Here is a 14,733-nt window from a genome sequence, read left to right as displayed (position 1 = left end):
AACAGATAGGATGAACGGATTAGTGTGGTTTGGTGTGGTACAAAAATAGATGTAATATTTGATATTCCAAAGAAAAGCGGATTTTTTTTGAATTTTTTCATTGAATATCATGAAAATGTAACATGTACCACCGGGCCGGGGCCGGGAATGATCCCGTACTTCGGACCGGATTGTTGAAACCCAAAATGAACCTTTATCTCACAGCTATGAAAAAGTATTTGTTATGGATATGCACGGCAGCGGCTTTACTGGCTGCCGGGACTTCCTGTTCCGACGACCCGGAAGTCGACAGCGTCGGCCGGGTGGGCATTCAGCAGGAGAACCTGACCGCTGACGGAGCGGGCGAGGATGTAACCCTCAATGTGACCAGCAACGCCTATTGGCGCATCAACTTTACCGATCCCGCGACCGGCGAGTCGATCCGTTGGGTCACGGCCAGCGAGACCAGCGGCATGGGTAATACCGCCGTGACGCTCAAAGTCGCGCGCAACCGTTCGACCAGCGGGCGTACTACCTATGTTAATGTAATCACCGAATCGGAGTCCTCCGCGGCTTCGATCCTGCTGTCGCAGGGCGCCGGCACGATCGGCGGCGGCGACGGCTACGACTTCCCGATTTCCCAGACGTTCAGTATCGATGCCAACCTCGCGTTGGACAATGCCTTTATCGAGGGAGCCGCCTGCTACTTCGACGACGGCATGATCCTGCGCCGGACGGGCACTCCGACCGTGATGGAGTTCAGCACCAAGACCCACACCAATCCTACGACGAACTGGTATTTCCAGCGGGGCGTTGTCCTCGGGGAGTGGGAGACAGGCGATGCCCTCCAACTCGAAATTCCGGTGAAGGACGAACTGTCGGGCGACCTGCGTTACTCCTACGGCAGCCGCCGCGACGGAACCCAGAGTGCCGGACATGCGTGGGCCTTCGAGTGGAGCGCCGACGGTGAGAACTGGACGGCGTTCGACGGGGCCAGCTCCGGCGGAGCTTCGGACGCCACCTGGAAGACGATCGACTTCACCATTCCGGCGGGCAAGAAAATTCCGGCCGGCGGCAAACTTTGGATTCGCCACCGCTGCACCGACGGCTCCAAGGCGAGCACCTCGGCAACAAACAAGACCGTGGCTTACCAGAGTGCGTTCTGCGTCACGAAGGCCAAGGCCGAACCGACCTCGGTTCCGGACATGAATGACGAAACCGTGGTCTTCTCGACCGGTTTCGACGATGTGATCGACGCCAAAGCCGCCTATATCGACATTCCGCTCGACTTCATGTCGTCGTGGAACGACGGAACCTATGCGCTCCCGCGTGAACAGTCCGGTATCGTGAACGTGGTCTCCTGCTGGACCCGTCCCGGCTTCCTGCAGGTGGGCCGCGGCGACGAGGCGCTCGTCACCCGTTATACGCAGGGGGCCTACACGATCAAACTGGCGTCGCGTTTCGAGACGATGCGCATTTCGAAGAGCGATCTTAAACTCACGTTCCTCGCTTCGGCGATGGTCGACGCCTATGGCGTGCCGACCGATCCCGGTGTGGTCGTGAAGGCCGACGTCGTGAGCGGCGCGACGGTTGAAGGCGGCACGCTCGAGGGTGTGGCCAACAACGAGTTCAAGCCCTTCACGGTATATGTTCGCAATGCGACGCCCGAGACGGAGATCACCATCACTTCCGCCGACATGGCTTCCAGCACGGATGACGTGCGCTTCTTCCTCGACGATATCGTGCTCGAGGTCGAGGGCGAGCCGCAGCGTCCGAGCGCCGACGATCCCGTGAAGACCGATGTTTCGGTCGTTCGCGCCATGAAGGGCGCCGGAACGGTGACGATCAGCGACAACTATTATATACAGGCCCGCGTGGTGGCTGTGGACAATGTTCCGGCCGACTGTTTCGCCGTGCAGGATGCCGATGCCGGTATCTTCGTCAAGCTGGCGAACCACGGTTTCGCAGCAGGCGACCAGGTTGAGGTGGTCGTGAAAGACGCCCAGCTTGCAACCGATGCCGACGGATTGCTGGTGGTGACTCCGAAGGCCGCCGACAAGGTGACCAAGACCGCTGCTCCTTCCGAAATCCCCGCTTACAAAGCGGTTTCGGTGGCCGAGCTGAATGCCGGGGCCTGTGAGGCGATGCTCGTCGCGCTGCCCGAATCGCAGGTGGTCGATGCCGACCTGGCGAAGACCATGGGCGGGAGCGTCTCGCTCGAACTGGAAGACCATACCGTCTATACGATGAAGACCTATGCTTCGGCGTCGTTCGCTTCGGCGGCCGTTCCGCAGAAGCGCGGCGCGGTGAAGGGCCTTGCCGGAGCTTCGTTCCTGCTGCCGACCTCCGTCGGGGACCTTGCAGCCATGACCGGAACCCGCTTCGGACAGGCGGTCTATGCCATCACGCCGATCGACGGACACCTTTATCCGCTCGGCAAAACGAAGGAATTTACCATCGGCAATGCGACTTTTGACCAGGCATCCAAGACCGTTACCTATACCGATGGTCATTCGATCTACAAGGTCGGCGACACCTCGACCGACTTTACCTGGGGCTGCTACGGAACTAATAAAGCCCCTGCACCCAATATGTACGACGCTCGTCTTTACACGACGGGTTGGGGCGGAGATAACTGGCAGGAGAACGGTTTGGTATTCAAAATTAAGGCTACGTCACGTATTGTAGGTAATTTGCGCTTCGGCTTCGGCTGGTTCGGTCGTGCGGCTGATAACCTGCCGAAAAACTGGAAGCTGCTTTGGAGTACCGACGAAACCACGTGGCATGATGGGGTGAAGGTATACAGTATTCCGGGTACCGGAGTGACAACGCCCATCGGGCCTGATGAAGATCCGGGAACGGTGATCTTTCCGAATGCCGGGAGTGCGGGTACGCTCGGCTATCGTACCGCTTACTTCAATTTGCCGGAGAGTAACGCTGTGTCCGAAGGCGGTTATCTCTATATGAAGATCGTACAGGCCGATAATGAATGCCAGAATGCCGGTGTGGCGATTGATCCTAAGCATGAACAACTCTTTATCAACGGCTTCTACCTTCAGACTCACGAGCGGCGTGCTTATCATTACTCGCAGTTGCCGTCGGGTGAGAACGTAGTGCTGACCGAAGGTTTCGATGATGGTTTCTGGGGTCCCGACTATTTCGCTCCTTCGTGGCAGATGTTTGCCGGTTGGCGTGTAAAATATACGCCTCCTATGGGATGGACAGTTGCCGGAAGCGGAGTTATCGAAATGCCCGGATATGTCCGAATCGGAACGGGTAATACGGATGCCGCCAGCAGTTTGACAACCCCCGCTTTGGAGTTGCTGGGCGATACGCCGACCAATATTACGGTCAGCTTCAAGGCTGCAGTGCTGTTGGTGGGTGCTACAAGTCTCGCACCTGACAACATGACGATCAAGATCACGGCTTCAGGCGCTGGTACGGTGGGTTCGGAAAATTATTTCCCCGAATCGCTGACAGGCACGGCTGCTACGACGGTTGATCAGGCGACTTCGGATCAGATGTGTGCCGACTATATCCGCTGGTATGATTGCTCGGTTAAAGTCACGGGAGCCACTAAAGACACCAAGATCACATTTGGAGGTACCGGCCGTCACTTTTTCGACGACATCGTGATTACCAAGGACTAACCTAAACAACTATAAAAAAAGCTATGAAAACACTGAAGTATCTGCTTTGTGGAATTACAATGTGCGCCCTGGCGTGCTCGTCGAATAAGGATGAGGGAGAAGGACCCGGCGGAGGCGCGTCGAACACGCTGAAAGTGATGTCGTTCAATGTCCGTTACAACAGTGCCGGCGACGAGGGCGATACGAACTGGGATGTGCGCAAGGCGGCCGTCGTGAAGATGATCAACACCGTTCAGCCCGATGTGGTCGGCCTTCAGGAACCGCGCACGGCGCAGCGGACCTACCTGAAGACCAACCTTCCGAACTATGCCTACATGGAGGTTCCGGGAACGGGCGACGGAAAGGGCGGCAACACTTGCCTGATCTATCGTCAGGACCGCTTCACGCTGGTGGACAACGGCTATTTCTTCCTCAGCCCGACGCCCGAAAAACCCTCCAACTGCTGGGACGTGGGCGATACGCAATGGCGGACTTCAGTCTGGGTTCACCTGAAAGAGAAGGAGACCGGCAAGGAGTTCTGGTTTCTCTCGACGCACATGCCCGTGCGGACCAACTCTACCTATCCCAACGAACCGTACATCCAGGCGCGCGTCAACAGTGCGAATCTCAATGTCGAGCGGATGAAGAAACTTGCGGGCGATTCGGGAATGTGTTTCATCGTCGGCGACATGAACTGCGCGGAGGCCAACGACGACGGCAAGAAGGCGCTGAAGCCTTATCGGGACTGGATGAAAGTGGGCCGCGATATCGCTCCTGCGGGAGATGCTTACAGTTTCAATAACTTCGGTTCGGGAACACCGTCTGCGACCCGGAACCTCGACCACATCTTCTACCGCAATACGAAGATGGCCATGTCGTTCCGCACGCTGACCGACAATTACGGCGTGACGTATGTTTCCGACCACTACCCGATCCTGCTGACGGTGCTGTTCTGACCCGAAGCATATAGACGAGAAACGCCCCGGATGTCGACATCCGGGGCGTTTCCGTGTTTTCGGGGCGGGGTCAGTTGACCACCACCGTCGGGAAGTATTCCCGCAGCAGGGCCGCCGCGCGGTCGAGCTGTTCGGGCGTGTTTTCCCGTACGTCGCGGAGCTTGTATTCGAGTCCCATCGCCTCGTATTTGTGGACCCCGAGGGTGTGGTAGGGGAGCAGTTCGACCCGTTCGACCGACTTGCAGCCGCCGAGGCGTTCGCCCATCGTGCGGATGTCCGCTTCGGCGTCGCTGTAACCCGGAACCAGTACGTAACGCAGCCAGAACGGTTTCCCGTGGGTTTCGAGCCATTCGGCGGTACGGAGCGTCTGGGCGTTTTCCCGTCCGGTGAGGGCGCGGTGGCGCTCCGGGTCGGCCTGCTTGATATCGAGCAGTACCAGGTCGGCCAGCCCTAACAGTTCTTCGACTGCCGGATTCCACACGCCGCCGTTGGTGTCGATGCAGACGTGGATGCCCGCTTCTTTCAGCGCCTTGACCAGCGGCACGAGTTCCGCGGCCTGGAAGGTGGGCTCGCCGCCCGAGAAGGTCACGCCGCCGCGCCTTCCGAAGAAGGGCTTCTGGTCGACGGCCATGCGCAGGATTTCGGCGGGGTCGGTCAACTTGCCTTCCCCGGCCTCGATCGTGTCGGGATTGGCGCAGTAGAGGCAGCGGAAATTGCAGCCTTGCAGGAAAACGACGAGCCGGAGTCCCGGCCCGTCGAATGTTCCCATGGATTCGTAAGAATGCACGCGAATCATGATTGTTCCTTGTTTTTGAATAAGGGGTTTCGGGCGCAAACAGGATTCCGGTATGCGAATCCGGCCCCGCCCCTAAAAGCGGCTCCTTAAACCGTTACATGCGTTCGTGGAAACTGCGGCTGATGACTTCCAACTGGTGCTCGCGGCTCAGCTTCGTGAAGTTTACAGCGTAGCCCGACACGCGGATCGTCAACTGCGGATAGTTCTCGGGGTGCACCATGGCGTCCTCCAGCATCTCGCGGTTGAGTACGTTGACGTTCAGGTGGTGGGCGCCTTTGGTGAAGTAACCGTCGAGCATCGTCACGAGGTTCTCGACACGGTCTTCAGCCGTCGGGCCGAGCGATTTGGGCACGATCGAGAAGGTGTTCGAAACGCCGTCCTGCGCGTCGCGGTAGCGCATCTTGGCCACCGAGGCGAGCGAAGCGATGGCGCCGCTCTTGTCGCGTCCGTGCATCGGGTTGGCTCCCGGGGCGAAGGCCACGCCCTTGAGGCGTCCGTCGGGCGTTGCGCCGGTCTTCTTGCCGTACATCACGTTCGAAGTGATCGTGAGCAGCGACAGCGTCGGGCGGGCGCCTTTGTAGACGGGCAGTTTCTTGAGTTCCTCGCTGAAGTAGTAGACGAGGTCGACGCCCAGGTGGTCGACGCGGTCGTCGTTGTTGCCGTAGCAGGGGAATTCACCGTCGATGTCGAATCCTTCGGTGAGTCCTTCGGCGTTGCGACGGGCGGTCACACGGGCGTATTTGATGGCCGACAGCGAGTCGAGGGCGATCGAAAGACCGGCCACGCCATAGGCGAGGTTGATGCGGGGATCGGTGTCGACGAATGCCATCTGGGCCTTCTCGTAATAGTATTTGTCGTGCATGTAGTGGATGATGTTCATCGCCTCGTTGTAGATGCGGGCGATCTCCGTGAGCACCATCTTGTAGTTGCGCATCACCTCCTCGAAGCGCAGCGGACCCTCCGAAAGGGCCGGAATGCCTTTGACCATCAGCGTGCCGGTGTTCTCGCAGCGGCCGCCGTTGATAGCCAGCAGCAGGGCCTTGGCCAGGTTGGTCCGGGCGCCGAAGAACTGAATTTGGCGGCCGATGTCCTGGTAGGATACGCAGCAGGCGATGCCGTAGTCGTCCGAGTGGCGGACTTCGCGCATCAGGTCGTCGTTCTCATACTGGATCGAACTGGTGTCGGCGGAAACCTTGGCGCAGAAGTCCTTGAATCCCTCGGGCAGTTCGGGGCTCCAGAGTACCGTGAGGTTCGGCTCGGGCGAAGGGCCGAGGTTATAGAGCGTCTGCAGGAAACGGAACGAGGTCTTCGTAACCTTCGTGCGGCCGTCGTTGAAACGTCCTCCGAGGGCTTCGGTCACCCACGTCGGGTCGCCGGCGAAGATGTCGTTGTAGGACTGCATCCTGAGGTGGCGCACCATACGCAGTTTGATGACGAACTGGTCGATCAGCTCCTGGGCGAAGGTTTCGTCGATCACCCCGTGCGAGAGATCGTATTCGATGAAGATGTCGAGGAACGACGATACGTTACCCAGCGACATGGCGGCTCCGTCCTGCTCCTTGACAGCGGCCAGGTAAGCCATATAGACCCACTGCACGGCCTCCTGCGCCGAATGCGCCGGGCGGCTGAGGTCCAGGCCGTAGTATTCGCCCATCGTGCGGATGTCCTTCAGGGCCTTGATCTGCTCGGCGACCTCTTCGCGCAGGCGGATGCGGTCGTCGGTCATCGGGCCGGTGAGGTTGCGCAGGTCTTCGGTCTTGGCCTCGATCAGGCGGTCGGTTCCGTAGAGGGCCAGGCGGCGGTAGTCGCCGATGATGCGGCCGCGGGCGTAGTTGTCCGGAAGACCCGTCAGGAAGCCCAGCGAGCGGAACGAGCGGATCTCCTCGGTGTAAACGTCGAACACGCCGTCGTTATGCGTCTTGCGGTAGTGGGTGAAGATATCCTTTACCTTTTCGTCGACCTCCACGCCGTTCTCCTTGCAGGCGCGCGATACGACGTTGATGCCGCCGAAGGGCTTGATGGCGCGCTTGAGCAGTTCGTCGGTCTGCAGGCCCACGATCAGTTCGTTTTCACGGTCGATGTAACCGGCTTTGTGCGAGGTAATGGTCGAAACGGTCTTGTTGTCCAGCGAACGGACGCCGTTATTCTGACGCTCCTCTTCGAGGGCCTTCAGGCAGAGGTTCCAGATGTGTTTCGTACGTTCGGTCGGTCCTGCGAGGAACGATGCGTCGCCTAGGTAAGGGGTGATGTTGGTCTGTACGAAGCTCGTCACGTTGATCTCTTTGCTCCAAAGCCCGTCGATGAAGAAGGTTTTGTTCAGTTCCATAAATGATGATATTGTTCGTTTTGCGATTATAATTGTCCTATTTCGGCCCGCAAAGATACGTTATTTTTTTCACACTAACCAAGGAGCGCTTACAAATTTTTATAAAAATTTAAAAAATACCTACGATCAGGTATTGACAGGGCTGTCGGGGCGATGGAATAGTTACAAGACGGCATTGTGACGTTTGTGGCCCTGCTTTTGCAGGCAGGTGGTGTAGAGAAACACGATAAACGATGAAAAAAATTCTGTTGGCCCTGCTGGGAGCGGGCCTTTTTGCGACGGCGGTATTTGCCGAGGGCGATGAAGTTCCCGTTAAGATGCACGAACTGCCCGATGCGGCGCGGACGCTGGTGAAAAAGTATTTCGGCGATGTCGAAGTGGTTTCGGCCCTAATGGAGAAGGGGGTTGCCCCGAGTTACGAAGTGAAGCTGGCCGACGGCACGAAGCTGGACTTCGATGCCCGCGGCGAATGGACCGATATCGAACGGCCCGGCGGTGCGGTTCCTGACGGGCTGATACCGCAGCCGATCCAGAAATTCGTGGCTGCGAACTACCCGGGACAGCATGTCCGCGGTATCGAACGCGACAGCCGCACCCATGAGGTCACCCTCGGCAATGGCCTGGAACTGAAATTCAACCGCAAGTTCCGGCTGGTCGAAACCGACCATTGACGATTGATGCGACGGATTACGGCCCGGGGGTTTGAGTTGCGCATCCGGCCCTCGGGTCCCGCCGCTTTTTTCGGATTATTCCTTTTCGATCTTATAACCGAATCCCTGGATCAGCCGGAGTATTGCGGGCCGTCGGTTCGGCCAGTTTCTGCAGGTTGTCGGGCGTTCGCCGGGATAGGTTGTAAGCTTGGTCGGTATTTGTTTGGTTGCAAAGGCAGTAAACAGGGGCTTAATCTGCCGCTGCGGCCCGCGTTTTCTGTGAAAACCGGATTCCGGGAGGCGAAGACCGGGATATTTGCCTACCTTTGCCGTATAAAATCCGCGCATGATGGAAGAATTGACTTTGACAACACCCGCTCTCCTGTTCTCGGCCGTATCGTTGATCCTGTTGGCTTATACGAACCGGTTCCTCTCTTATGCCCAGTTGGTGCGCACGCTCAAGGAGCAGCATTTGCAGCACCCCTCGAAGGTGACGCGTGCACAGATCGACAACCTGCGCCGGCGGCTCCACCTCACGCGTACGATGCAGGCGCTGGGCGTGTCGAGCCTGTTCCTGTGTGTGGTGACGATGTTCTTGCTTTATGTAGGGCTGGTCCTGCTTTCGGCCTATGTTTTCGGCGCTGCGCTGTTGCTGCTGATTGCCTCGCTGGGCGTTTCGCTCTGGGAAATACAGATTTCGGTCCGGGCGCTCGAAATTCACTTGAAGGACATGGAGAAATAAAAGTCTCCCTTTTCAAAGGGAGATTTAGAGGGATTGTCTGTATGTTGCCTGCGGCATCTTCGTTTTTCAGGCATACTCCTGAAAAACGAAGATGCCGCGACATCCCGTCACTGCATCTCCCACTAACCTACTTATGTAACCTAAAACCAACTTGTGAATCCGGTTCTCCGGTTTTCACATTGCAAAGATACGGGGCCGTCGTTTCAGCGAAATGACGGCCCTGTTACGTTTTCGTTACGCGGTGCTTTTTGAAACCCTCTTTTTCAAAGGAGGGTTTGGGTGGATTGTCTGCATGATGGGGTATCGGCATTATTTTGGGCTTCCAGGAAATAGTGCTGCGATTTCAGCAGGTTGCGCGACTGGAGCATCATCGTCTTGGTCTCGTTGAGAATCGTGAGGTAGAGTACGCTGGCGCGGGTGCTGCCCGAAGGGTTGCCGTTGATACGCCTTAGCTGGCTCTTGATCGCCCCGACTATCGTGTCGAAAAGTTTGTCGCGCATTTCGAGTACCAGGTCGAGGTCCGAGAAGTCTTTCGAGGCGAGCATGTCGTTGATCTTGTCGAAGATCGTTTCCACCTGGTCGTTGACCCGCATCAGGTCGACGATCTGCTCCTTCGACATGCCCTCGTGGTTGTTGTCGATGTGCTCCAGCGACGGTCGCGTAATGTGGATCAGCGCCTTGGTCACTTCCGAGAGGTAATCCGTAACTTGTACGTAAAAATGCCCCGTGTCGATGTCGCACTGCTGCAGGCGCCGCAGCGTGGGCATGATGTTGTATTTGCGGATGCGGGCATCCTCGAAGAGCTTGTTCGAATCGCGTACCATCTCCTTCAGCACCTTGCGGTTCTCCTTGAAAACGGCGACCAGCGTGCGGTTGTAGATGCGCGTGACCTCCTGCATCGTGCTGCAAACTTCGCCGATGCAGGCGCACAGGACTTCGTCCGGGGTTTCGGCGGTTTCGAGCGGCAGCTGGATTTTCTCGTCCGCCGCTTTCAATTCGGGCGTTTTGCGGTGGCTGCGGATGAGCAGCCAGGCGCAGATTGCCGTGAGTGCAACCACGGCGATCCAGCCGCCCCACAGCAGCAGAGCCGTGACGGCCAGCGCGATGAGGAATCCGCCGAGCGCCGTGATAAACCAGCCCGAGATCACGGCCATTACGCCCGTGATGCGGTAGACGGCGCTTTCGCGGCCCCACGAACGGTCGGCGAGCGACGAGCCCATGGCTACCATGAAGACCACGTAGGTCGTCGAGAGCGGGAGTTTGTACGAAGTGGCAATGGCGATGAGGATCGACGCGGCGGTAAGGTTCACCACGGCGCGCACCATGTCGTAGGGGGCCGACGAACGCTCTTCGACGGGCAGCGGTTCGAACCTCCGGTTGATGGCTTTCTGCATCCGTGCCGGAATCAGCCCGGTCCACATCGTGTTCATCACCAGTGTCGCGCGCACGAGGCTGCGCGAAACGAGCGTCGAGCCGAAGCGTTCGTCGCCTTCGTGCTGCGAGGCGAGCGACAGTTCGGTTTCGGTGACATGCTGCGATTTTTTCGAAAAGAAGAGCGTCAGCACCATGACGATGCCCGAGATGCCCAGCAGGAGGAAGTTTGCGCGTGCGGGACCTTCGAGCGCTCCCATCATCATCGTTTCGCTGCCTGCTTCGCGGGCGATCTGCCAGGCGTCGTAACCTGCCAGCGGCACGCCGATGAAGTTTACCAGGTCGTTGCCCGCGAAGGCCAGCGCCAGCGCGAAGGTTCCCGAAAGGATCGTGATGCGCATGATGTTGAAACGCATGCGCTGGAAGAGGTAGAGGAGGAGCGATGCCGCAGACCAGAATGCGAGGAGCGTCAGCACGACGTGTCCGCCGACGTACTCCGAGATATGGGTCGGAATCAGCCCCGAGTTGTTCAGTCCCTTGAACAATGCGAAATAGAGGATTCCGGCCAGCGAAATGCCGCACCAGACGGCTCCCCAGCGGCGGAAGACCGCAGCGTAGCGGAACGAAAAGATCAGGCGCGAAATGTACATGAAAAGCGTTCCCGCCGCGAAGGCCAGCGCCACCGACAAAAGGATTGCCGCGATGATGACCATGGCTTTGCCCGTATTGATGAATTGCGAGAGGTCCTGCAGCGAAGTCCCCGGGTCGCCGGCGATGCGGAAAAGTGCGGCGGCGACGGCGGCTCCGAGCAGGCCGAAGACCATCGACACGGTAGTCGAGGTGGGCAGCCCCAGTGTGTTGTAGATATCCAGCAACAATACGTTGCCCAGCATCATGCCCAGGAAGAGCATCATGATCTCCCGGAAAGAGAATTGCCCGGGGTAGAAAACGCCGCTGCGGGCAACTTCCATCATGCCGCTCGACGTGAGCGTGCCGATCAGGATGCCTGCCGCCGCAACCCAGAGGATCACGCGGCGGGGTGCGACTTTCGAGCCCAGGGCCGAGTTGAGGAAGTTGACGGCGTCGTTCGCGACGCCCACGACGATGCCCATCACGGCCAGCAGAGCCAGGATGACAACGATTGCGGTGAAAAGTGGGGACATAATTCGTATCGGTTTTTTCCGGTACAAAGGTCAGAAACGGATGTTACAAAGCTGTTAAGGCGCAGTTGCGGAGCGGTGAAACTTCCGGAGACGGCTGTAAAAGGGTTGAAGTCCGGCCACGGGCGATAAGCCGGGTTGCCGTACGGGGGATGGCTAACTGTGTTTTTTCAGCGTAAATTCGAATTCCAGTCCGCCGCGCTCGCGGTCTCGGGCCGTGATCATACCTCCGTGGATCACGACGGCGTTTTTGACGATAGCCAGCCCCAGCCCCGTCCCGCCCTGCTTGCGCGAACGGCCTTTGTCGATGCGGTAAAAGCGTTCGAAGATGTGCGGCAGGTGTTCCTCGCCGATGCCGATACCATTGTCCGAAAAACATATCGTGCACGCTTCGGGGGTATTGGAAACCAGCCGGATGAAGATGTCGCGTCCGCCGGAATAGGCCGTGGCGTTGTCCGCGAGGTTGCGGAATATCGACGCCAGCAGCGACGGGCTGCCGACGATCTCGACCTGTTCCGGGAAGTCGATATTCACCCGCAGCCGTTCGTCGGCGGGTTTCAGGAGCATATCGGCGGCGATTTCGTCCACCAGGTCGTTCAGTACGACGCGCTCCTTCTGGATCAGCTGGCTCGCTTCGTCCATGCGTGTGATGGTCGAGATGTCGGCCAGCAGGCGGCGCAGCCGTTCGGTTTGCGCTGCGCTTTTTTCCAGGAAATCCGTGCGTTTCTGCACATCGAGCGAGGGGTTGGCCAGCAGGGTTTCCAGGTAGCCCTGGATCGCCGCGACGGGGGTTTTCAGCTCGTGGTTGATGTTGTTGGTAAGCTGTTTCTTGATGCGGATTTTCTCCTGCTGTTCATGCAGCGCGAGGGCGTGCTCGCGGTTGCGGTCGGCGGTGGTCTTCTGCAGGCGGGCGTAGAGGCGGATGATGTGGCTCGATATTTCGCCCAGTTCGTCGTGGGGGAATGCCTGGAGATTGTCGATCGGCTCGCCCCGCTCTGCCCGTTGGGCGAATTCGTTCAGCCGCGTGATGTTCTGTCCCAGGCGGCGTGTCGCGAAGTAGCCCGCAACGCTCATCAGCAGTGTTATGCCCAGCATGACCCAGAGGAATTCGCGGTCGGCGGCTAGGATTTCGCCCAGCGGTACGGAGTAGGGCACGGCCGAACGGACGATGCAGCTGTCGCCCTGCATCGCCGAATAGAAATAGTTGCGGTCGGTACTCTCGGAATGGCGGCGGATGGTGTAACCTTTGCCGTGGGCCAATGCTTCGGCGACCTCGGGGCGGTCGAGGTGGTTGGCGTCCGGCAGTGTGTCGAGCGAATTGTCGAAGATGACACGTCCGGCGCGGTCGATCAGCGTCACGCGCAGGTCTTTGTACGGGTTGCCGTGACGGGCGATGAAAGCGTCGGGCGGTGTGCCTTCGCCTGCGGCGTCGAGCAGCCGCAGGTTGAAGAGTTGCAGTTGCGCGTCGAGCTGTTCGGCCTTGAAGTGCTTTTCGCGGCCGTACTGGAAGAGGATGAAACATCCCACCAGCGTCCACGAAAAGACGATGAGCAGCAGGAACAGCCGCCGGTGGTAGGAGAGCCTACTCTTCGAAGCCGTAACCATAGCCCAGACGCGTTACGATGTGTTCCCCGTAGGGGCCGACTTTGCGGCGCAGGCGCGTGATGTTGACGTCGATGGTGCGGTCGAGGACAATTACCTCGTCGCTCCAGATGCGGCGCAGCATCTCCTCGCGTGAAAAGATCACACCCCGGTTCGAGAGCAGCAGGGCGAGGATTTCGAACTCCTTTTTGGTGAGCTGGAGTTCCTGCCCGTCGAGCGTGCAGACTTTGCGCCGGAGGTCCATCTCCAACCCTTCGAAGCGGATGTTTTCCGATTCGACCTGTGTAACGGCCGTGCGGCGCAGTACGCTGCGTACGCGGGCCAGCACTTCGCGGACTGAAAAGGGCTTCGTAATGTAGTCGTCGGCGCCGATGTTCAGCCCTGCCACCGTGTCGTCCTCTGTGTCCTTCGCCGTGCAGAAGATCACGGGGACCTTGGCCGTTTCAGGGTCGGCTTTCAGTATCTGCGCCATCCGAAAACCGCTCATTTCGCCCATCATGACATCCAGCAGGATCAGCGAATAACGTTCGGGGTGCATCCGCAGGGCCTGTTCGGCGCTGTACGCCACGTCGGCCTCATAACCTTCGACTTCGAGGTTGAACTGCAGGATTTCACACAGCGACTCTTCGTCGTCGACTACCAGGATTTTGTGTTTTGCCATAAATGCGGGTTTGAATCCGTGACAAATTTACGTAACATTGCCGATGTTGCATGTTCCCCGTGCGATATTTAACCGAAATGTAATGTTTTAAGACGGGATCGTCTGACCGGATTTATGGAGCGTAATGATTTCTGCGGCGTGTTATTTTTTGCAGATATGATATAAAATTGTACTTTTGTTTTACCCGGGGCTTTTTGGCAAAGGCCGGGAACATGATAAATGGGAACCGCAGCAGAAGACATACATACTGTCAGCATGCAGGATAACCGCACGGTTGTCGGGCTGCTCCGCGCGGGCGATGAAAAGTGTTTCGACGCGCTCTTCCGGCGCTATTACAAACCCCTCTGTACATACGCTACACGCTTTGTAACCCCTGTCCGGGCCGAGGAACTGGTTCAGGATACCCTCATGTGGGTTTGGGAGAACCGCATGTCGCTGCTCCCCGAAATGCCGCTCAAATCGCTGCTGTTCACGATTGTGAAAAACAAGTCGATCAACAGTGCTTCGCATGATTCGATCAAAACTCGCGTGATTCGCCAGTTGGCCGAATCTTATGAGGATCAGTTCGACGATCCCGATTTCTACCTCGAAGGTGAATTGGTGCAGCGGCTGACAGCCGCGCTGCGGAAGATGCCGCCGGAGTTCCAGCAGACATTCCGCATGCATCGGCTGGAGGGCATGACCCATAAGGAGATAGCCGCGACACTGAACGTCTCTCCCCAGACGGTCAACTACCGCATCGGGCAGACCGTGCGCCTGCTGCGTGAGGAGTTGAAAGACTACTGGCCGTTGATCGTCCTGCTCCTCTGGCCGGACTTTTCTTGAAAATTTTCCGAAAAAATAGATTTTCCGTTAGCATCC

At 58.1% G+C, this 14,733-nt stretch carries 10 protein-coding genes; 5 read left to right on the top strand and 5 right to left on the bottom strand.

Going from position 1 to position 14,733, the window contains the following annotated elements; all coding sequences use genetic code 11:
- The first annotated feature begins 206 nt into the window (after positions 1-206).
- Together I2E69_RS12850 and I2E69_RS12845 are read left to right on the top strand one after the other, a co-directional pair.
- Positions 207-3,629, top strand: a complete 3,423-nt coding sequence (locus I2E69_RS12850) for a BACON domain-containing protein (RefSeq protein WP_195461628.1) — start codon at positions 207-209, stop codon at positions 3,627-3,629.
- Positions 3,630-3,652: 23 nt separating this feature from the next.
- Positions 3,653-4,564 carry an endonuclease/exonuclease/phosphatase family protein gene (locus I2E69_RS12845; RefSeq protein WP_229095512.1) on the top strand — a complete coding sequence of 304 codons (912 nt, stop codon included), beginning with the start codon at positions 3,653-3,655 and terminating at the stop codon, positions 4,562-4,564.
- 70 nt (positions 4,565-4,634) lie between these two features.
- Here the strand turns inward: I2E69_RS12845 and pflA are convergent, their stop codons facing one another.
- Positions 4,635-5,360, bottom strand: a complete 726-nt coding sequence (gene pflA, locus I2E69_RS12840) for a pyruvate formate-lyase-activating protein (RefSeq protein WP_195461627.1) — start codon at positions 5,358-5,360, stop codon at positions 4,635-4,637.
- Between the two features lie 94 nt (positions 5,361-5,454).
- Positions 5,455-7,686, bottom strand: coding sequence for a formate C-acetyltransferase (gene pflB, locus I2E69_RS12835; RefSeq protein WP_195461626.1), 2,232 nt, complete (start codon positions 7,684-7,686; stop codon positions 5,455-5,457).
- A 233-nt stretch (positions 7,687-7,919) separates the two neighbouring features.
- On the opposite strand from pflB, the gene I2E69_RS12830 reads away from it, so the two are divergent.
- Together I2E69_RS12830 and I2E69_RS12825 are read left to right on the top strand one after the other, a co-directional pair.
- Entirely contained in the window at positions 7,920-8,357 is a 438-nt protein-coding gene (locus I2E69_RS12830) for a PepSY-like domain-containing protein (protein WP_195461625.1), read from the top strand.
- 328 nt (positions 8,358-8,685) lie between these two features.
- On the top strand, positions 8,686-9,078 hold the full coding sequence (locus tag I2E69_RS12825) for a DUF2721 domain-containing protein (RefSeq protein WP_195461651.1): 393 nt from the start codon (positions 8,686-8,688) through the stop codon (positions 9,076-9,078).
- A gap of 263 nt (positions 9,079-9,341) precedes the next feature.
- Here the strand turns inward: I2E69_RS12825 and I2E69_RS12820 are convergent, their stop codons facing one another.
- The 3 genes from I2E69_RS12820 to I2E69_RS12810 form a co-directional block, all read right to left on the bottom strand.
- Complete coding sequence (locus I2E69_RS12820; protein WP_195461624.1) at positions 9,342-11,612, bottom strand: inorganic phosphate transporter; 2,271 nt, start codon at positions 11,610-11,612, stop codon at positions 9,342-9,344.
- A gap of 153 nt (positions 11,613-11,765) precedes the next feature.
- Positions 11,766-13,214, bottom strand: coding sequence for a sensor histidine kinase (locus I2E69_RS12815; protein ID WP_195461623.1), 1,449 nt, complete (start codon positions 13,212-13,214; stop codon positions 11,766-11,768).
- Positions 13,192-13,872, bottom strand: coding sequence for a response regulator transcription factor (locus I2E69_RS12810; RefSeq protein WP_195461622.1), 681 nt, complete (start codon positions 13,870-13,872; stop codon positions 13,192-13,194). Before I2E69_RS12810 ends, I2E69_RS12815 begins: the two co-directional genes overlap by 23 nt.
- 219 nt (positions 13,873-14,091) lie before the next feature.
- On the opposite strand from I2E69_RS12810, the gene I2E69_RS12805 reads away from it, so the two are divergent.
- Complete coding sequence (locus I2E69_RS12805) at positions 14,092-14,697, top strand: RNA polymerase sigma-70 factor (RefSeq protein WP_229095511.1); 606 nt, start codon at positions 14,092-14,094, stop codon at positions 14,695-14,697.
- The last annotated feature ends 36 nt before the right edge of the window (positions 14,698-14,733 follow it).

This window comes from Alistipes sp. D31t1_170403_E11, from assembly GCF_015553985.1.
In the GTDB taxonomy this organism is placed as follows: domain Bacteria; phylum Bacteroidota; class Bacteroidia; order Bacteroidales; family Rikenellaceae; genus Alistipes; species Alistipes montrealensis.
The sequence above is the reverse complement of the archived record's forward strand: the minus strand, read 5'-3'. Positions and strand labels throughout refer to the sequence as shown.